The organism is Ramlibacter sp., assembly GCF_035554825.1.
In the GTDB taxonomy this organism is placed as follows: Bacteria; Pseudomonadota; Gammaproteobacteria; order Burkholderiales; family Burkholderiaceae_C; genus Ramlibacter.
Genome location: NZ_DATMHS010000072.1, coordinates 55,524 through 72,581, shown reverse-complemented (window position 1 = coordinate 72,581; position 17,058 = coordinate 55,524). Strand labels below are relative to the sequence as shown.

Below are 17,058 nucleotides of genomic sequence, written 5' to 3'. Positions count from 1 at the left end.
TCAAGTCTAAAGCATCGACCGGCCCGCGGTCCCCCTGGATATCCCTCAGGCAGCCGCGGCGGTGGCCCGGTGGGCCCGCTCCATCACCGCGCGCGCCGGCAGCTGCTTCAGGCGGTGGTCGCTCCAGACCTGCCGCCAGCGCCGCGCGCCCGGCAGCCCGTGCCGCAGGCCGAGCATGTGGCGCGCGATCGAGGCCCAGGGCGTGCCGTGCGCGGCTGCCTCCCGCTCCATGTACGCCACCAGCTGGGCCTCCACCCGCTCCCGCGTCAAGCCAGGGTCGGCCGCCGCACCGTAGAAGCGGCTGTCCCATTCCGCCAGCCACCACGGGTTGTGGTACGCCTCGCGGCCGACCATCACGCCGTCCAGCAGCCGCAACTGCTCGTCCACCTGCTCGCTGGTGGTGAAGCCGCCGTTGATGGCGATTGTGAGCTGCGGAAACTCGCGCTTGAGCCGATGCACCTGCTCATAGCGCAGCGGCGGCACTTCGCGGTTTTCCTTGGGCGAGAGCCCTTTGAGCCAGGCGTTGCGCGCATGGACCAGGAACACCCGGCAGCCGGCTTCGGCGACCTGCCCGACGAAGTCGCGCATGAACTCGTAGCGCTCGTCCCGGTCGATGCCGATGCGGTGCTTCACCGTCACCGGGATCTGCACCGCGTCGACCATCGCCTTGACGCAGTCGGCCACCAGCTGCGGCTCGGCCATGAGGCAGGCGCCGAACGAGCCGCGCTGGACCCGTTCGCTGGGGCAGCCGCAGTTGAGGTTGATCTCCTGGTAGCCCCAGCGCTCGCCCAGGCGCGCGCAGTGCGCCAGTTCCTGCGGTTCGCTGCCGCCCAGCTGGAGGGCGACCGGCTGCTCGGCCGGGTCGAAATCGAGGTGGCGCGGCACGTCGCCGTGGATCAGCGCGCCCGTGGTCACCATCTCGGTGTACAGCAGCGCGTGCCGCGACAGCAGTCGGTGGAAGTACCGGCAGTGCCGGTCGGTCCAGTCCATCATCGGCGCGACGCTCATGCGCCATGGGGTGTGGTCAGTCGTCTGCCGGGAATGCGAAGTGGCCTTCATCTCTTCCGCAGGATAACGCTTCGCGAAAGCTGGCACTCTCGCCGTGCATTTCCCCGGAGAACCTCGCCGGGCCGGCGTAAGGCGTGCGGCTACGCGGAACCTCGGCCCTCCGGATCGACAGCGATGACCGCAACGTAGCTCGATCGGTTCGGGCCTCGGGGGAGCCCGAGCGGATGCCCCCCGATCGAATGAAATCTCTCCACCCACTTGTCAGGATCTTGCTTCAAGGAGGCTGATCGAATGGAGACGCGAATAGCTGAAACTATGGGAGCGCCTTGAAGATCGCCGGATTGAGCGTCTTTGGCTTCCCTTCTATCCCACGGGACAGATCAATAACTATCGGAACGTCCGTTGGCGCGTCTAGTGCGCTAATCTGTACGATATATCGATCTGGATAAAGAAAATGAAACAGCTTCTTTGGCGCTTTGCCTACTATGGTCATCGTACTGCCCACGGGAATCAGCTTACGAAAAACTATTTCTGGGCCGCTGAGCCGAAGCGGAACCACAGAAATAATTGAAATTTCACTTGATCCAAGATCATCCCTCACCCCGTGCGCGTAAAGCGTTCCGATGATCTCAAATCTTTGGCCCTCTTGAAGCCCAAGCTCGCCGGAGCTTGTCAGGCCACCAGACGAGCAGATGACCGTGAGGATCACGACCAAGAAGCGCGCAAAATTTCTGTTCATGGCGAACACATCGGGGCAGGCTGCCTGGCAAGCTGCAGAGTTCTAAGAATTTCCAAGCCGATGCCGACGAGGTACGCCGCAGGCATAGTCGGCACGTTGGCTACAAGATCTGGAACACCCGCTTCTGACCTAAGGTTCTTCCAGCCGCGCCGCCGGCGTCGTACTCGCCCAGCAGCGCCCAGGACGGCAGCGGTCCATCCGCGTGAACGAACGCCTTCCCCATGCCGTTCTTCGCCCTGGCAGTGCCGAACAGCCAGCCGAAATTGGTTCTCAACCAGTCCACGAACTCGTTGCCCAAGACGTCTTCCCGTGGCTCGGACTGTTCAAATTCCGGCTCGCTCTTGAATACCCCGTGTCCCATGGCATTGTGCAAGTAGCTCACGAAGGCGGGGGTCTTGACCTTGACCAAGCGCCGGCTTTCATCGTACTGGAAGGTGCGCAGCCCGTCGCCAGTCAGTGCCCCGCTGTCGTCGAGTGAGCACGCGATAGAAGTGGCGGTTTCCGTCTGCTTCTTCCCGTTCGCCGCGACCTCCACCGTTTGGTGGAAGCCAAGCAGCCTGTTGTTTGCAGATCGATCGTGAGATCCTGGCGCAAGGTACGGTTGCGGTTGCCGCCCTCGAGCACTCCCTTAAGGCGCGGCGGCAGGGTCATTGCGCAGCGGTATTCATCGCGTCCGCAGTCCCTGCACCGTAGAAGGCGGACGCGCCCGCGTACAGCACGGCGGGGAACTGTGGGCTCCGTCCGACAGCCGCGGGCGCCAGCCTGCGCCTTTAATGACTCACTCCGACACTCAGGGAGCCGCCATGAAACCATTTGCAATCGAACCGGGCATGCTGACCTTGCGCGGGGTGTTCTATCCGACGGGCCATCTGTTCCTGATGTTTCCGACCGAGCAGGACGCCCGCAACGCCGAGCGGGCGCTGGAGGACGCCGGCCACAGCGGCGAGCACATCTGCCTGCTCACCCCGGCCGAGATCCGGGACAAGATCGGCCGCACCGTGGCCAGCGAAGACGCGCCGCTGCCCTCGCCGGGGACCGAAGTCGAGACGGTGCGCCGCTTCGACGAGCTGGCCCACCAGGGCCACTATGGTCTGCTGATCCACGCGCCCTCGCACGACGAGACCGAGCACATCATGCAGACGCTGCGCGGCCACCCCGTCTCCTATGGCCAGAAGTACCGGCACCTGGTGATCGAGGACCTGGTCACCTGAGGCGCGGCTCCCGCGCAAGGACAGCGGCTCGCGCGGGGGCTCCGCGCTCCGCTCCCGGCGCCGAGCGCCTTCAGCTCATGTGCAGGCCGCCGTTCACCGAGAACTCGGCGCCGGTGGAATAGCCGCTTTCCTCGGAGGCCAGCCAGGCGATGATCGACGCGATCTCGGCGGGCTCGCCCAGGCGCTTGACCGGAATCGTGCCGACGATCTTGTCCAGCACGTCGGACCGGATGGCCTTGACCATGTCGGTGCCGATGTAGCCCGGGCTGACGGTGTTCACCGTGACGCCCTTGGGCGCCAGCTCCTGCGCCAGTGCCATCGTGAAGCCGTGCATGCCGGCCTTGGCGGCCGAATAGTTGGTCTGCCCGGCCTGGCCCTTCTCGCCATTGACGGAGCTGATGTTGATGATGCGGCCCCAGCCCTTGTCCACCATGTCCCCGACCACCTGCTTGGTGACGTTGAACATGGAGTTGAGGTTGGTGTCGATCACCGCGTCCCAGTCCTCGCGCGTCATCTTGAGGAACATGCGGTCGCGGGTGATGCCGGCGTTGTTCACCAGCACGTCAATCGGGCCGTGCTCGGCCTTCGCCTTGCTGAACGCCTGAACCGTGGAATCCCAGCTGCCGACGTTGCCGACCGACGCGTGAAAGGCGTAGCCCTGCTCCTTTTGCTCGCCCAGCCAGCGGCCGTAGTCGCGCGTGGGCCCGCAGCCCGCTATGACCTTGAAGCCCTCGCGGTGCAGGCGCTGGCAGATCGCCGTGCCGATGCCGCCCATGCCGCCGGTCACGTATGCGATTTTCTGGCTCATCGATGTTCTCCCAGGTAAGGGCGTGAGCTTCGCACAACGGCGCGCGGCGGGCAAAGGCCCCGCGCCGCGCTCAGGTGCGGGCGACCGCCATCGAGACCCCCATGCCGCCACCGATGCACAGCGCGGCCACGCCTTTTGCCGCCTCGCGCCGGCGCATCTCGTGCAGCAGCGTGACCAGGACGCGGCAGCCGGACGCGCCGATCGGGTGCCCCAGCGCAATGGCGCCGCCATTGACGTTGACGCGCACGGTGTCGATCCCCAGTTCCTTGTTGACCGCGCACGCTTGAGCTGCAAAGGCTTCGTTGAGCTCGAACAGGTCGACCTCGCCCGGCTGCCAGCCGGCGCGGGCCAGCGCCTTGCGCGTGGCAGGCACCGGACCCATGCCCATGGTGGCCGGATCGAGGCCGCTGGTGGCGAAGCCGGCGATGCGCGCCATCGGCTTCAACCCCAGTTCGGCCGCCTTGCGGGCGCTCATCACGACCACGGCCGCCGCGCCGTCGTTGATGCCCGAGGCGTTGCCGGCCGTCACCGAGCCGGCTTTGTCGAAGGCAGGCCGCAGCCCCGCCAGCGCTTCGGCGTTGGTCTTCTTGTTGATGAACTCGTCCTGCTCGAACACCACCGGCTCGCCCTTGCGTTGCGGGATGGCCACCGGGACGATCTCGTCCTTGAAGCGCCCGGCCTCCTGCGCCGCCGCGGCCTTCTGCTGGCTCCCCAGCGCCAGCGCGTCCTGCGCCTCGCGGCTGATGCTGTGCATGCGCGCCACGTTCTCGGCGGTGATGCCCATGTGGTACTGGTTGTAGACGTCCCACAGCCCGTCGACGATCATGGTGTCGACCAGCCGCCAGTCGCCCATGCGCTGGCCCTCGCGCGAGTTGGGCAGCACGTGCGGCGCGGCGCTCATGTTCTCCTGGCCGCCGGCGACGACGATCTCGGCATCGCCACAGGCGATCGCCTGGGCCGCCAGCATCACCGCCTTCAGCCCCGAGCCGCAGACGGCGTTGATCGTCAGGCCCGGCACTTCCTTCGGCAGCCCGGCCTTCAGCAGCGCCTGCCGCGCCGGGTTCTGGCCCGCGCCGGCCGCGAGCACCTGGCCCATGATCACCTCGCTCACCAGCGCCGGGTCGACCTTGGCCCGGGCCAGCGCCTCCCTGACGACGATGGCGCCCAGCTCCGGGGCGGCCACCCGCGCCAGCGAGCCGCCGAACTTGCCGATCGCGGTGCGGACCGCCGAAACGATGACGATGTCTTCCATCCGAGTCTCCTTGCTGTCTGGGCCTGCCAAACGGTGAACTGTCGCGGTTCCTGCGCTTCGCACTCTGACGTGCGTCAAGCCTTGGCGCGGACGTAGCGGCCGGGGGCCGGTTCGACCGGCCGGTATTTCGCGCCGCCGAGGCGCTTTGGCGCGGCGATCTGGCGGCCGGCATGGGGCTTCAGCCAGGCCGCCCAGTCGGGCCACCAGCTGCCGGGATGCTCCTGTGCGCCGGCCAGCCACTGCGCATGGGTTTCCGGCAAGCGCTCGTTGGTCCAGTACGAACGCTTGTTTTTGGCCGGCGGGTTGATCACCCCGGCGATGTGGCCCGAGGCGCCCATGACGAAGCGCTTCTTGCCGGGCAGGTGCCGGGTCGATGCATACGCGCCGGCGATCGGCACGATGTGGTCCTCGCGCGAGCCGTAGATGTACACGGGGATCCCGATCCGGGCCAGGTCGACCGGCTCGCCGCAGACCACGCACTTGCCAGGCTTGACCAGGTTGTTCTCGAAATAGGTATTGCGCAGGTACCACGCGTACATGGGCCCCGGCAGGTTGGTGGAGTCGCTGTTCCAGTACAGCAGGTCGAACGGCGGCGGCGTCTCGCCCTTCAGGTAGTTGCCGACCACGTAGTTCCACACCAGGTCGTTGGGCCGCAGGAAGCTGAAGGTGGACGCGAGCTCCTGCCCGCGCAGCAGCCCGCCGCGCCCCAGCTGGGCCTCGCGGAACTTCACGAAGGCGTCGTCGATGAACACGTCGAGCACGCCGGTGTCGGAGAAATCGAGGAACGCGGTGAGCAGCGTCGCCGAGGCCACCGGCTGCTCGCGGCGGGCGCCCAGCACGGCCAGCGCGGTGCCCAGGATGGTGCCGCCCACGCAAAAGCCCAGGGCGTTGATCTGCGGCGCGCCGGTGATCTCGCGCACGACCTCGATCGCCTTGATCGCGCCGTCGCCCACGTAGTCGTCCCAGGTCTTGGCGGCCAGCGACTGGTCGGCGTTGCGCCAGCTCACGAGGAACGTGCGGTGGCCCTGCTCCACCAGGTAGCGCACCAGCGAGTTCTCGGGCTGCAGGTCGAGGATGTAGAACTTGTTGATGCAGGGCGGCACGAACAGGAACGGCCGCTCGTGCACCTTGGCGGTCAGTGGCTTGTATTCGATCAGCTGGAACAGCTCGTTCTCGAAGACCACCGCGCCCTCGGTCGTCGCGACGTTGCGACCGACTTCGAACACGCTCTCGTCGGTCATCGAGACATGGCCCTGCTGGATGTCCTTGAGCAGGTTCTGCACGCCGCGGGCGATGCTCTCGCCCCGGGTCTCGATCGCCTTGCGCTGGGCCTCGGCGTTCAGGGCCATGAAGTTGCTGGGGGCCGAGGCCGCCATCCATTGCTCCACCGCGAACCGCAGCCTGGCCCTGGTCTTTTCGTCGGTTTCGGCCGCTTCCGCCAGGCCGAGCAGCGCCCGCGCATTGAGCAGGTAGACGGCAGCGCAATAGGCGGCGACCGGATTGGCGCGCCACGCGTCGGCCGCGAAGCGCTTGTCGCGGGCCGCCGGGGCGGCGGCCAGGCCCTGGTTCCAGAGTTCGGCGGCTTCCTTGAGATAGGCCTCCTGCAGGGCCTGCAGCTTGTCGGGCGCGAACCGCAGGCCGGGGGCCGCCGCGGCGGCGGCCCGCGGCGGGACCAGCGCGCCGAAGGACTGCATGGTCTTGCTCCACTGCTCGCCGAGGTCTTGCTGGAACTGGCGAGCGGCGGCCGACCAGTCTGCTTCAGAATTCATTCTGTCTCCTCACGGCTGCGCCCGGGCTGGCGAGTATCCCATCAACAATGTTGCGTCGCAACAAACCACATTCTTCCTGATGTACCTGGTCGCGATCGGCTGGCTCTACGTGGCGCTGATGATGGCCGTCGCCGAGGCCACCCACAGCAATGGCAGCGTGCTCGGCGCCATCATCACCTTTGTACTCTATGGCGTGCTGCCCGTGGCGCTGGTGATGTATCTGCTGGGAACGCCGGCGCGCCGCAAGGCGATCCGGGCGCGCGAGGCGGCCGACCTCGCGCAGCGGCGCGCCGCTGCCTCAGGCGCGCCAGACGGCGGCGGCGAACCGGCCGCTGAGGCCCCGGTCGCGCCGGTGCGAAAAGAACCTTGAAGGGTTGGCGACGGTGCACCAGCGCTCGGTGCCGTCATTGCCGTAGATCTGGCTGACGCCGAGCGTGCGCAGCCGCAGCCGGGCCAGGCCCGGCAGGTCGGCGAGCCACTTGCCCGGCCCGTGCGGGCGGAACATGGCGGCCGCGGCGGCGTCGATCGCCTCGAACGCCGCCTTGACCTCGGCCCCGACCTCGAACGCCGCCGGTCCGATGCAGGGACCGAGCCATGCCTGCAGCTGCGTGGCGGATGCGCCGCTCGCCCCCCGCAGCGCGCGGCAGGCCGACTCCAGCACCCCGCCGGCGAGCCCGCGCCAGCCGGCGTGCGCCGCCGCCACCGCGCTGCCGTCGCGCGTGGCGAAGAGCACCGGCAGGCAGTCGGCAACCATGATCGTGCAGGCCACGCCCGGCTCGGTGGTGACGCACGCGTCGGCCTGGATGCCGTCGGGCGTCGCGGCGGTCAGCGGCGCCGCCTGCGTCCCGTGCACCTGCTGCATGAACACCGGGCGGGCCTGCAGCGCCTGGGCGAACCTGGCCCGGTTGGCGGCCACCGTCACCGGCTGGTCGCCGACGTGGTCGCCGAGGTTGAGGCTGGCGTACGGCCCGACGGACACGCCGCCGTCGCGGGTCGTGCACGCCGCGCGCACGCCGGGCGGCAGCGGCCAGTCCGGCACGATCCAGGCGGCGGGATACGGCATCTTCAGGCTTCGTTGTCCGGACAGCTCGACGGCTGGGCGCGTTGGAAGGCCGGCAGCGCCATGCACGCGTCGAAGGCCGCCATGGTGCGCGGCAGGCCATCGAAGCTCACGTCGAAGCGCCGGCCGTTGAAGATCTGCGGCACCAGGCAGCAGTCGGCCAGGGTCGGCGTGTCGCCGAAGCAGAAGCGGCCGGCCGGCAGTTGCGCCAGTTCGCGCTCGAATGCCTCCAGCCCCTCTCGCACCCAGTGCCGGTACCAGGCGGTCTTCGCCGCTTCGTCGACCTTCAGCGCGCGCACCAGGTACTTGAGCACGCGCAGGTTGTTCAGCGGATGGATTTCGCAGGCGATCAACTGCGCCAGCGCGCGCACCCGCGCGCGGGCCAGCGGATCGGGCGGCAGCAGCGCCGGCTCGGGATGGGTCTCGTCCAGGTATTCGATGATGGCCATCGACTGGCCCAGGTGCTCGCCCGCGTCGGTCTCCAGCGACGGCACCAGCATCGCCGGCGACACGGCGGCATAGCCCGCCTGCTGGTGCTCGCCCTTGACCAGATGCACCGGCACGTACTCGTACGGCAAACCCTTCAGCTCCAGCGCGATCCGAACGCGGAAGGAGGCCGAGGACCGGAAGTAGTTGTACAGTTTCATGGCGCAAGCATAAGGGAAGCTCCGGCGCCGTGCCGGGGATCGGCGCCTCCCACACAACGAGCCGGAGACCCACGACATGCTGCATCCCCAGGCGCGCGCGCTGCTCGACCTGATCGAGCGCAAAGGCGTTCCGCCCACCCACACCCTGAGCCCCGCCGAGGCCCGCGCCCTGTACCGCGAGCGTCGCCTGTTCACCCAGCCCGCGCCCCCGGACATCGGCGCCACGCGCGACCTCACGATGCCCGGACCGGCCGGCGCCATCGCGTTGCGGCTGTACCGGCCGCTGGGCAGCGCGAACGATGCCTTGCTGCCGGTGCTGGTCTACTACCACGGCGGCGGCTGGGTGATCGGCGACCTCGAGACCCACGACACGCTGTGCCGCGAGCTCGCCAACGGCGCCCGCTGCGCGGTGGTCTCGGTCGATTACCGGCTGGCGCCCGAGCATCGCTTCCCCGCGGCCGTCGACGACTGCGTGGCGGCCCTGCGCTGGGTCCACGCGAACGCGGCCTCGCTCCATCTGGACGGCTCGCGCATCGCCGTCGGCGGCGACAGCGCCGGCGGCAACCTGGCGGCGGTCGCGGCGATCGCCGCGCGCGACGACGGCGGCCCCGCCCTCGCCTTCCAGCTGCTGATCTACCCGGCCACCGACATGCGCCGCACGGCGCCTTCGCACCAGTCCAACGGCCAGGGCTACCTGCTCACGCGCGACACCATCGGCTACTACCACGACCATTACATCGTCGACGCGAGGGACGACCTCGACTGGCGCGCCTCGCCGCTGCTGCACGAGGACCTGACCGGGCTGCCGCCCGCCCTGGTGCTGACGGCCGGCTTCGACCCGCTGCGCGACGAGGGCCTGCAGTACGCCGACCGGCTGTCCGCCGCGGGCAACCGCGCCGCGCTGGTGTGCTTCGAGCGGCAGATCCACGGCTTCGTCCCGATGGGCAAGGTGCTGGACGAGGCGAATACCGCCGTGCACCTGTGCGCCGACCAGCTCCACCTCGCATTCCAGCGGCAAGGCGCGCCGCGAGAAGGCTGAGCGCAACGCGGCCTGTCGTCAGATCCGGCCGGGAGAACCTTCGCGCCCTCGCCGAGCGCTACAGTGCCACTTTTCAGCAAGGACCCAAGCATGATTCTCGAGATCGCGGACATCCGCATCCAGCCCGGCCAGCAGGCCGCCTTCGAAGCAGCCATCCAGCAGGCCCTGGCCACGGTGCTGCCAAAGGCGCAAGGCGTGCACGGCTTCAAGGTCAACCGCTGCATCGAGACGCCCGAGCGCTACGTGCTGCAGATCTTCTGGGACACGCTCGAGGACCACACGGTCGGCTTCCGCCAGGGCCCCCTGTTCGCGCAGTGGCGCGCGATCATCGGCCCGTTCTTCGCCGGCCCGCCGCTGGTGGAGCACTTCGAGCTGGTCGCCACATCGGCCCAGCCCGAATGAAGACAGGCCGCCCGCGGGCGGCCTGCCGACCAGGCGCCGACGTGCTCAGCGGTGGGCGACGTCCGCCCGTTCGCCCAGGAAGATTTCGACGCGCCGGTTGCGGGCGCGGCCGGCCTCGGTGATGTTGTCGGCCACCGGCTCGCGTTCGCCGCGGCCGGCGATCACGATCCGGTTCGGATCGACCCCGCGCGACGCCAGGTAGTTCTTGGTCGCCTGCGCCCGCTGCACCGACAGCGGGTCATTGACCGCCGGCGAGCCCGTGCTGTCGGTGTGGCCGATGATGCGCACTTCGGTGTTCGGCTGGCCCGACAGGCCGCTCGCGAACTGATCCAGGATCGGCCGCATGTTGGGCCTGATGTCCGAGCGGCCGGTGTCGAACGACAGGTCGCTGGGCACGTTGAGCTTGAGCTGGTTGTCGGTGGTCTGCGAGACCTGCACGCCGGAGCCGGCCGTCGCCCGTTCCATCGCGGCTTTCTTCTCCTGCATGTGCCTGGACCACACGTAGCCGCCGGCCGCGCCCACCAAGCCGCCGATCGCGGCGCCGCGCGTGTCGCCGCCGATGGCCGCGCCAGCCAGCGCGCCGACGCCCGCACCGATCGCCGTCCCCTTCGCGGTCGGGGACATGCTCCCCATGTTCATGTCCGCACAGCCGGCCGTGAGCAGCGCCGCCGCGCCCAACCCCACCGCCAGGGCATCCCTGCTGAACTGATTCTTGCTCATCGCGCTTTCCCTTTCCACAGGCAGATTCACCATCCATTGAAGGTCAGGATGCGGCAAAACTCAAACCGGCGCCGGGGAAACAGCCTGTAAGCGCGACCGGCGCGATCGATGCTGCGGCGCGGGCAATCCCCGGTGCGCCCCCGTCGACGGGCCGGGTAGCATCCTGTCTTCGCTTTCGCCCGAACGACCCGCCATGACGCAGCCACCGCACCTTCTCGTCGCCGGCGGCGGCATCGGTGGGCTGGCCGCCGCCTTCGTCCTCGGACGCGCCGGCCACGCCGTGACGGTGCTGGAGCAATCGCCGGCATTCGGCGAGATCGGCGCGGGCATTCAGCTCGGACCGAACATCTTCCGGATGTTCGAGTACCTCGGACTCACCGCGGCGGTGAACCAGGCGGCGTTCTTCCCGCCCGGCATGTGCATGAACGACGTGCGCACCGGCGAGCGGGTGGTGCGCGTGCCGCTGGGCGAGGTGGCCCGCGCCAGCTACGGCTTTCCGTACGGCGTGATCTACCGCGCCGACCTGCACCAGGTCTTCCTCGACGCCTGCCGCGCCCTGCCCAACCTGACGCTGCGCACCTCGAGCAAGGTGGAAGGCTTCGCGCAGGACGCCGGCGGCGTGACGGTGCGGACCGCCGGCGGCGACACGCTGCGCGGCGACGCGCTGATCGGCGCCGACGGCCTGTGGAGCCGGATCCGCGAGGCGGTCGTCGGCGACGGCAAGCCGCGCGTGTCCGGCCATGTCGCCTATCGCGCGGTGCTCAGGCGCGCGGACGTGCCCGGCCACCTGTGGAGCGACGACGTCACGCTGTGGGGCGGCGAGAAGACCCATCTGGCGCACTACCCGCTGCGGCGCGGCGAGCTGTTCAACCTGGTGGCGGTCTTCCACAGCGACCGGTACGACGAGGGCTGGAACACGTTCGGCGACCCGGCCGAGCTGACCGAGCGCTTCGCCGCGGCGGTGCCGCAGGTGCGTGAGCTGCTCGGCAAGATCGAGACCTGGAAGATGTGGGTGTTGTGCGACCGCGAGCCGGTGAAGAACTGGACCGACCGGCGCGTCACGCTGCTCGGCGACGCCGCGCACCCGATGCTGCAGTACCTCGCGCAGGGCGCCGGTCAGGCGATCGAGGACGCGGTGGTGCTCGGTGCCGCGCTGCGCGCCAGCGCCGGCGAGATCGAACCGGCGTTTCGGCGCTACCAACAGGCGCGCTACCTGCGCACCGGCCGCGTCCAGCTGACGGCGCGCTTCTATGGCGACATCTATCACGCCGCCGGCGTCGCGCGCGAGCTGCGCAACCAGATGTTCGAAAGCGGCCAGGAATCGGCCGGCTTCGCGGGCGTGAAGTGGATGTACGACGGGATCGATCCCGACCGGCTTTTTCCCGAGGACGCATGCAGACAGTGACGGAACCGGCCCGGCAGACGCCGGTGTTCGGCGAATACGAGGTGGTGGTCCTGGGCGGCGGGCCGGCCGGCATGGCCGCGGCGGTCGCGGCAGCCCGCGCCGGACGCTCGACGCTGCTGCTCGAACGGCACGGCTTCCTGGGCGGCATGGGCACCGCGGCGGGCGTCACCAATTTCTGCGGCCTGCACGCCAACGTGCACGGCGATATCCGGCAGGTGGTGCACGGCGTCGCCGACGACCTGCTCGATCGGATCGCCGGCCTGGGCGGCCTGAACGCGCCCCACCCGCTGTTCGGCAAGACGGTGGCGCAGGCCTACGACACCGCCGCCTACAAGATCGCGGCCGACGACCTGCTGCTGTCGGCCGGCGTGCAGGTCCTGTTCCACGCACTGGCCACCGGCGTGCTGATGGATGGCCCGTCGCGCGTCACGGGTGTGCTGATCGAAACCAAATCGGGCCGGCGCGCGGTGCTGGGGCGGACCTTCGTCGACTGCTCGGGTGACGGCGACCTCGCCGCCTGGGCCGGCGCGCCCTTCGACAAAGGCGATGGCGACGGCCACATGCTCTATCCCTCGACCATGTTCCGCGTCAACGGCGTCGATCCGCGGCGCGCCGGCAAGGCCTGGGAGGAGATCCCGCGCCTGATGGCGCAGGCCGAGCGCGCGGGCCGCTGGCGCTTTCCGCGCAAGGGGGCGATCGTCAGACCGCAGAAAAGCGGCATCGAGTGGCGGGTCAACCTGACGCAGCTGGCCAATGCGCAGGGCGACGCGATGGATGGCACGGATGCCCGCGAACTGAGCGATGCCGAGATCCTCGGGCGCCGGCAGATCGCCAGCGTCGCCGGTTTCCTCAGGGAAGTGCCCGGCTTCGAGGCGTCGTACATCGTCGACATCGCGCCGCAGGTCGGGATCCGCGAGACCCGCCGCGTGCGGGGCCGCTACCTGCTGACCGAGCGCGACGTGCTGGACTGCGCCAGCTTCGACGACACGGTGGGCGTCAACGGCTGGCCGCTGGAGCTGCACATCAAGGGCGACGTGGAGTTCCGCTGGCCGAAGATTCCCGACAGCCGCGGCTTCAACCAGCTGCCCTATCGCATGATCGTGCCGCTCGCTCTGGACAACGTGTGGGTGGCCGGACGCTGCGCGTCCATGACGCACGAAGCGCAGTCGGCGGCGCGCGTGAGCGGCGCCTGCTTCGTGATGGGACAGGCGGCCGGCACCGCCTGCGATCTCGCGCTGGCCAGCGGATGCGATGCGGCCGATGTCGATGTCGCCGCGCTGCAGGGCCGGCTCGAAGCCGGCGGCGCCTACCTGGGCCGCAGCTGGTAGGACCACGGGAGACACACATGAACGCACCGCATCCGACGGCGCCATTGCGCCAACAGCTCTATCGCGAGATGGATCCCCTGAACCTGACGCCGCTGTGGGAAGTGCTGCACGCGCTGGTGCCGCGCGAGCCGGCCTCGCCCTGCGTGCCGGCGCTGTGGCGCTACGACGAGGTCCGGCCCTTCCTGATGCGCGCCGGCGAGGTCATCACCGCCGAGGAAGCGGTGCGCCGCGTCCTGATCCTCGAGAACCCGGCGCTGCGCGGTCAATCGGCCGCGACCCAGTCGCTGTACGCGGGATTGCAGCTGATCCTGCCGGGCGAGGTGGCGCCGAGCCACCGCCACACCCAAAGCGCCCTGCGCTTCATCGTCGAAGGCGCCGGCGCCTACACCGCGGTCGATGGCGAGCGCACCACCATGCGCCCGGGCGATTTCATCATCACGCCGAGCTGGACCTGGCACGACCACGGCAACGAAGCGGCCGAGCCGGTCGTCTGGCTCGACGGGCTCGACATCCCGATGGTGCGTTTCCTGGACGCCGGCTTCGCCGAGAACGACGCCCGCCGTTCGCAGGTGGTGACGCGGGCCGAGGGCACCAGCCTCGCCCGCTTCGGCCACAACATGGCCCCGGTGCGCCACGAGGCGCCGTTCGGGCCGGCCTCGCCGATCTTCAGCTATCCGTACGAGCGCAGCCGCGAAGCGCTCGACCGACTCGAACGCGACGCGCCGGTCGACGAATGGGACGGCGTCAAGCTGCGCTACCTGAATCCGCTGACCGGCGGCTCGCCGATGCCGACGATGGCCACCTTCATGCAGAAACTGCCGGCCGGCTTTGCCGGCAAGCCCTGGCGCCAGACGGACGGCGCCGTCTACAGCGTCGTGGAGGGGCGCGGCGACATCGCCATCGAGTCGGCCGGCGGCGGCACCTGGCGCTTCGCGTTCGGGCCGCGCGATCACTTCGTCGTGCCGTCATGGCACACTGCGCGGCTGAGCTCCCAGCCCGGCTGCGTCCTGTTCAGTTTCTCCGACCGGCCGGTCCATCAGGCGCTGGGGCTCCACCACGAAGAAAGGTTGTCATGAGCTACGTTTTCAATCCCGCCCCGGTGGCCAGCGTCCCGGTGCTGGGCCGTCCCGAGCGCTTCCCCGTCCACCGCATCTATTGCGTCGGCCGCAACTACGCCGAGCACGCCAAGGAGATGGGGTTCACCGGCCGCGAGGCGCCCTTCTTCTTTCTCAAGCCGGCCGACGCGGTGCTGCCGGTGAACCAGGGCGAGACCGGCTCGCTGCCCTACCCCACGCTGACAAAGGACCTGCACCACGAGATCGAACTGGTGGTGGCGATCGGCACCGGCGGCAAGAACATCAAGGCCGCCGACGCGCAAAAGCACATCTGGGGCTATGCCGTGGGCCTGGACATGACGCGCCGCGACCTGCAGGGCGAAATGAAGAAGCAGGGCCGCCCCTGGTGCATCGGCAAGGCCTTCGAGAAGTCGGCCCCGATCGGCCCGATCACGCCGGCGGCACAGGCCGGCGACGTGACCAAGGCCGAGATCTGGCTGCAGGTGAACGGCAAGGACCGCCAGCGCAGCACCGTGACGCAGCTGATCTGGAACATCGGCGAGGTGATCGAGCACGTGTCCGCCGCCTGGGAACTGCAGCCCGGCGACCTGATCTTCACCGGGACCCCCGAAGGCGTGGGAGCCGTGCAGGCCGGCGACACGCTGGCCGGCGGCGTCTCCGGCCTCGGCGAGCTGTCGATCAAGGTCACCGCCGCCTGAGGGCTGCCGGGCACGCCTGGCGTGCCCGGCCCGCAATCGCCCGTGATCGCGCCGGAGCGGCCGGCGCGGCCGGGATCGCCGTCCAAGACATTCGGAGGAGCGCCCAGTGCCCATCCTGGAGAGACTGGCCAAGTTGTGCGCGGTGCTCGCCGGCGTGCTGCTCACGGTCATCACGCTGATGACCTGCGTGAGCCTGATCGGCCGCAACACGACCGGCTGGACGCTGGTGGGCGATTTCGAACTCACGGGCGTGGCGGCCGGCGCCGCCATCGCCCTGTTCTTGCCGTGGTGCCAGGTCCGCCGCGGCAACATCATCGTCGACTTCTTCACCGCGAAGGCCGGCGACCGCACCAACGCGGCGCTGGACCGCTTCGGCGCCCTGCTGCTCGGCGCGGCCATGGGACTGCTGGCGTGGCGTGCGACGCTCGGCGGACTCAATGCCTATGCCAACCACTCGGGCACCATGATGATCGGCTTTCCCGAGTGGATCGTGTACGCGGCGATGGTGCCGCCGCTGGCGCTGACGGCGGTGATCGGGCTCGTCCAGGCCGTGGCCGGATTCGCCCCGCAGGTGCGCGAATGAGCCCGCTCGCGCTCACGCTGCTGATCTTCGCGATCATGCTGCTGCTGATGGCGGTCCGCGTGCCGATCGCCATTGCCATGTTCGCCGCCGGCGCGACCGGCTACGTGCTGCAGGCAGGCTGGCTGCCGCTGGCGAACTTCCTGAACACGCAGGCGTTCGCCCGCTTCGCCAGTTACGACCTGTCGGTGATTCCGCTGTTCATCCTGATGGGGAATTTCGCCACCCAGGGCGGGATCTCGAAAGCGCTGTTCGAGGTCGCGAGCGGCGTGATGTCGCGCTTTCGCGGCGGCCTCGCGATGGCGGCCGTGATGGCGTGCGCGGCCTTCGGCGCGATCTGCGGCTCCTCGGTGGCGACCGCCGCCACGATCACGTCGGTGGCGCTGCCGGAGATGAAGCGGCACGGCTACTCGGGGCGTCTCGCGACGGGCACGCTGGCGGCCGGGGGCACGCTGGGCATCCTCATTCCGCCGTCGGTGCCGCTGGTGATCTACGCGATCCTGGCCGAGCAGAACATTGCCAAGCTGTTCGCCGCGGCGATGGTGCCCGGCCTGATCGCGATGGCCGGCTACATGATCGCCATCGGCGTGTACGTACGGCTGGTCCCCGGGCATGCCCCGGACCACGAGGACGGGCCGAAACTGACGGCGCGCGCCGGCATCGCGGTGCTGCCGATCGCCATCATCTTCCTGATCGTGTTCGGCGGCATCTACGGCGGCCTGTTCACGCCGACCGAAGGCGCGGCCGTCGGCGCGGCGGCAACCTTCATCGCCGCCCTGCTGCGGCGCGAGATGACCTGGGGCAAGTTCAAGCACTGCTTCTACGCCACCGCCGAGGGCTCCGCGATGATCTTCATGATCTTCCTCGGCGCCGACCTGATGAACGCGGCGCTGGCGCTCACCCAGGTGCCCAACCAGCTGGCGGCCGTGGTCGGCAGCTGGGGGCTGTCGCCGCTGGCGGTAGTCGGCGCGATCCTGCTGTTCTACGTGGTGCTGGGCGCCGTGATGGATGAGCTGTCGATGATCCTGCTCACCATCCCGATCTTCTTTCCGATGGTGATGGGCCTGGACTTCGGCATGCCCAAGGAGTCGGTGGCGATCTGGTTCGGGATCATGGTGCTCATGACCGTGGGTTTCGGCCTGCTGGCGCCGCCGGTCGGACTCAACGTGTACATCGTCAACGGCATGGCGCGCGACGTGCCGATCGGCGAGAGCTACCGCGGCGTCATGCCGTTTCTCATCAGCGACACGCTGCGCACGCTGTTGCTGCTGTTCTTTCCTCCCATCTCGCTCTGGCTCGTGAAGTACATCGGTTGA

The 17,058-nt window shown here is 69.1% G+C and carries 19 protein-coding genes; 10 read left to right on the top strand and 9 right to left on the bottom strand.

Annotated features, from left to right (window positions below):
• Nucleotides 1-45: 45 nt before the first annotated feature.
• From dusA to VNT59_RS08620, 3 genes are all read right to left on the bottom strand, one after another.
• Complete coding sequence (gene dusA, locus VNT59_RS08630; RefSeq protein ID WP_325497917.1) at nt 46-1,059, bottom strand: tRNA dihydrouridine(20/20a) synthase DusA; 1,014 nt, start codon at nt 1,057-1,059, stop codon at nt 46-48.
• A gap of 262 nt (nt 1,060-1,321) precedes the next feature.
• Complete coding sequence (locus tag VNT59_RS08625; RefSeq protein WP_325497916.1) at nt 1,322-1,747, bottom strand: hypothetical protein; 426 nt, start codon at nt 1,745-1,747, stop codon at nt 1,322-1,324.
• A 100-nt stretch (nt 1,748-1,847) separates the two neighbouring features.
• A complete protein-coding gene (locus tag VNT59_RS08620) occupies nt 1,848-2,282 on the bottom strand; it encodes a hypothetical protein (RefSeq protein ID WP_325497915.1) in 435 nt (144 codons plus the stop codon).
• Nucleotides 2,283-2,550: 268 nt separating this feature from the next.
• Between VNT59_RS08620 and VNT59_RS08615 the strand changes: the two genes are divergently transcribed.
• Nucleotides 2,551-2,958: an RNA-binding protein gene (locus tag VNT59_RS08615; RefSeq protein ID WP_325497914.1), complete on the top strand. Its 408-nt coding sequence runs from the start codon at nt 2,551-2,553 to the stop codon at nt 2,956-2,958.
• Between the two features lie 70 nt (nt 2,959-3,028).
• Here the strand turns inward: VNT59_RS08615 and phbB are convergent, their stop codons facing one another.
• From phbB to phaC, 3 genes are all read right to left on the bottom strand, one after another.
• On the bottom strand, nt 3,029-3,766 hold the full coding sequence (phbB, locus tag VNT59_RS08610) for an acetoacetyl-CoA reductase (RefSeq protein WP_325497913.1): 738 nt from the start codon (nt 3,764-3,766) through the stop codon (nt 3,029-3,031).
• Nucleotides 3,767-3,836: 70 nt separating this feature from the next.
• The gene (locus VNT59_RS08605; RefSeq protein WP_325497912.1) at nt 3,837-5,018 is read right to left on the bottom strand and encodes an acetyl-CoA C-acetyltransferase; all 1,182 of its coding nucleotides are present in this window, start codon (nt 5,016-5,018) and stop codon (nt 3,837-3,839) included.
• Nucleotides 5,019-5,092: 74 nt separating this feature from the next.
• On the bottom strand, nt 5,093-6,787 hold the full coding sequence (gene phaC / locus VNT59_RS08600; RefSeq protein WP_325497911.1) for a class I poly(R)-hydroxyalkanoic acid synthase: 1,695 nt from the start codon (nt 6,785-6,787) through the stop codon (nt 5,093-5,095).
• Nucleotides 6,788-6,866: 79 nt separating this feature from the next.
• Here phaC and VNT59_RS08595 point away from each other — a divergent pair, with 79 nt between their 5' ends.
• On the top strand, nt 6,867-7,157 hold the full coding sequence (locus VNT59_RS08595) for a hypothetical protein (protein ID WP_325497910.1): 291 nt from the start codon (nt 6,867-6,869) through the stop codon (nt 7,155-7,157).
• Here the strand turns inward: VNT59_RS08595 and pgeF are convergent.
• Both pgeF and maiA read right to left on the bottom strand, forming a co-directional pair.
• Nucleotides 7,086-7,850, bottom strand: a complete 765-nt coding sequence (gene pgeF / locus VNT59_RS08590) for a peptidoglycan editing factor PgeF (protein WP_325497909.1) — start codon at nt 7,848-7,850, stop codon at nt 7,086-7,088. The genes VNT59_RS08595 and pgeF overlap by 72 nt on opposite strands.
• Nucleotides 7,851-7,852: 2 nt before the next feature.
• Nucleotides 7,853-8,494: a maleylacetoacetate isomerase gene (gene maiA / locus VNT59_RS08585; protein ID WP_325497908.1), complete on the bottom strand. Its 642-nt coding sequence runs from the start codon at nt 8,492-8,494 to the stop codon at nt 7,853-7,855.
• Between the two features lie 76 nt (nt 8,495-8,570).
• On the opposite strand from maiA, the gene VNT59_RS08580 reads away from it, so the two are divergent.
• Nucleotides 8,571-9,533: an alpha/beta hydrolase gene (locus tag VNT59_RS08580; protein WP_325497907.1), complete on the top strand. Its 963-nt coding sequence runs from the start codon at nt 8,571-8,573 to the stop codon at nt 9,531-9,533.
• Between the two features lie 90 nt (nt 9,534-9,623).
• The gene (locus VNT59_RS08575) at nt 9,624-9,935 is read left to right on the top strand and encodes an antibiotic biosynthesis monooxygenase (RefSeq protein ID WP_325497906.1); all 312 of its coding nucleotides are present in this window, start codon (nt 9,624-9,626) and stop codon (nt 9,933-9,935) included.
• Nucleotides 9,936-9,980: 45 nt separating this feature from the next.
• On the opposite strand, the gene VNT59_RS08570 is transcribed toward VNT59_RS08575, so the two are convergent.
• Complete coding sequence (locus VNT59_RS08570; protein ID WP_325497905.1) at nt 9,981-10,655, bottom strand: OmpA family protein; 675 nt, start codon at nt 10,653-10,655, stop codon at nt 9,981-9,983.
• Between the two features lie 193 nt (nt 10,656-10,848).
• On the opposite strand from VNT59_RS08570, the gene VNT59_RS08565 reads away from it, so the two are divergent.
• From VNT59_RS08565 to VNT59_RS08540, 6 genes are all read left to right on the top strand, one after another.
• Nucleotides 10,849-12,060 carry a 3-hydroxybenzoate 6-monooxygenase gene (locus tag VNT59_RS08565; RefSeq protein WP_325497904.1) on the top strand — a complete coding sequence of 404 codons (1,212 nt, stop codon included), beginning with the start codon at nt 10,849-10,851 and terminating at the stop codon, nt 12,058-12,060.
• Nucleotides 12,048-13,388, top strand: coding sequence for an FAD-dependent oxidoreductase (locus tag VNT59_RS08560; RefSeq protein WP_325497903.1), 1,341 nt, complete (start codon nt 12,048-12,050; stop codon nt 13,386-13,388). Before VNT59_RS08565 ends, VNT59_RS08560 begins: the two co-directional genes overlap by 13 nt.
• Before the next feature lie 17 nt (nt 13,389-13,405).
• Entirely contained in the window at nt 13,406-14,464 is a 1,059-nt protein-coding gene (gtdA, locus tag VNT59_RS08555) for a gentisate 1,2-dioxygenase (RefSeq protein WP_325497902.1), read from the top strand.
• Nucleotides 14,461-15,162 (top strand): fumarylacetoacetate hydrolase family protein, encoded by a 702-nt coding sequence (locus tag VNT59_RS08550; RefSeq protein ID WP_325497901.1) that lies wholly within the window; start codon nt 14,461-14,463, stop codon nt 15,160-15,162. Before gtdA ends, VNT59_RS08550 begins: the two co-directional genes overlap by 4 nt.
• 106 nt (nt 15,163-15,268) lie before the next feature.
• Nucleotides 15,269-15,745 carry a TRAP transporter small permease gene (locus tag VNT59_RS08545; RefSeq protein WP_325497900.1) on the top strand — a complete coding sequence of 159 codons (477 nt, stop codon included), beginning with the start codon at nt 15,269-15,271 and terminating at the stop codon, nt 15,743-15,745.
• A complete protein-coding gene (locus VNT59_RS08540) occupies nt 15,742-17,058 on the top strand; it encodes a TRAP transporter large permease (RefSeq protein ID WP_325497899.1) in 1,317 nt (438 codons plus the stop codon). Before VNT59_RS08545 ends, VNT59_RS08540 begins: the two co-directional genes overlap by 4 nt.

Coding starts and splice junctions, on each gene's coding strand:
- dusA (WP_325497917.1), bottom strand. CDS start 1,059: ATGAAGGCCACTTCGCATTCCCGGCAGACGACTGACCACACCCCATGG.
- VNT59_RS08625 (WP_325497916.1), bottom strand. CDS start 1,747: ATGAACAGAAATTTTGCGCGCTTCTTGGTCGTGATCCTCACGGTCATC.
- VNT59_RS08615 (WP_325497914.1), top strand. CDS start 2,551: ATGAAACCATTTGCAATCGAACCGGGCATGCTGACCTTGCGCGGGGTG.
- phbB (WP_325497913.1), bottom strand. CDS start 3,766: ATGAGCCAGAAAATCGCATACGTGACCGGCGGCATGGGCGGCATCGGC.
- VNT59_RS08605 (WP_325497912.1), bottom strand. CDS start 5,018: ATGGAAGACATCGTCATCGTTTCGGCGGTCCGCACCGCGATCGGCAAG.
- phaC (WP_325497911.1), bottom strand. CDS start 6,787: ATGAATTCTGAAGCAGACTGGTCGGCCGCCGCTCGCCAGTTCCAGCAA.
- VNT59_RS08595 (WP_325497910.1), top strand. CDS start 6,867: ATGTACCTGGTCGCGATCGGCTGGCTCTACGTGGCGCTGATGATGGCC.
- pgeF (WP_325497909.1), bottom strand. CDS start 7,850: ATGCCGTATCCCGCCGCCTGGATCGTGCCGGACTGGCCGCTGCCGCCC.
- maiA (WP_325497908.1), bottom strand. CDS start 8,494: ATGAAACTGTACAACTACTTCCGGTCCTCGGCCTCCTTCCGCGTTCGG.
- VNT59_RS08580 (WP_325497907.1), top strand. CDS start 8,571: ATGCTGCATCCCCAGGCGCGCGCGCTGCTCGACCTGATCGAGCGCAAA.
- VNT59_RS08575 (WP_325497906.1), top strand. CDS start 9,624: ATGATTCTCGAGATCGCGGACATCCGCATCCAGCCCGGCCAGCAGGCC.
- VNT59_RS08570 (WP_325497905.1), bottom strand. CDS start 10,655: ATGAGCAAGAATCAGTTCAGCAGGGATGCCCTGGCGGTGGGGTTGGGC.
- VNT59_RS08565 (WP_325497904.1), top strand. CDS start 10,849: ATGACGCAGCCACCGCACCTTCTCGTCGCCGGCGGCGGCATCGGTGGG.
- VNT59_RS08560 (WP_325497903.1), top strand. CDS start 12,048: ATGCAGACAGTGACGGAACCGGCCCGGCAGACGCCGGTGTTCGGCGAA.
- gtdA (WP_325497902.1), top strand. CDS start 13,406: ATGAACGCACCGCATCCGACGGCGCCATTGCGCCAACAGCTCTATCGC.
- VNT59_RS08550 (WP_325497901.1), top strand. CDS start 14,461: ATGAGCTACGTTTTCAATCCCGCCCCGGTGGCCAGCGTCCCGGTGCTG.
- VNT59_RS08540 (WP_325497899.1), top strand. CDS start 15,742: ATGAGCCCGCTCGCGCTCACGCTGCTGATCTTCGCGATCATGCTGCTG.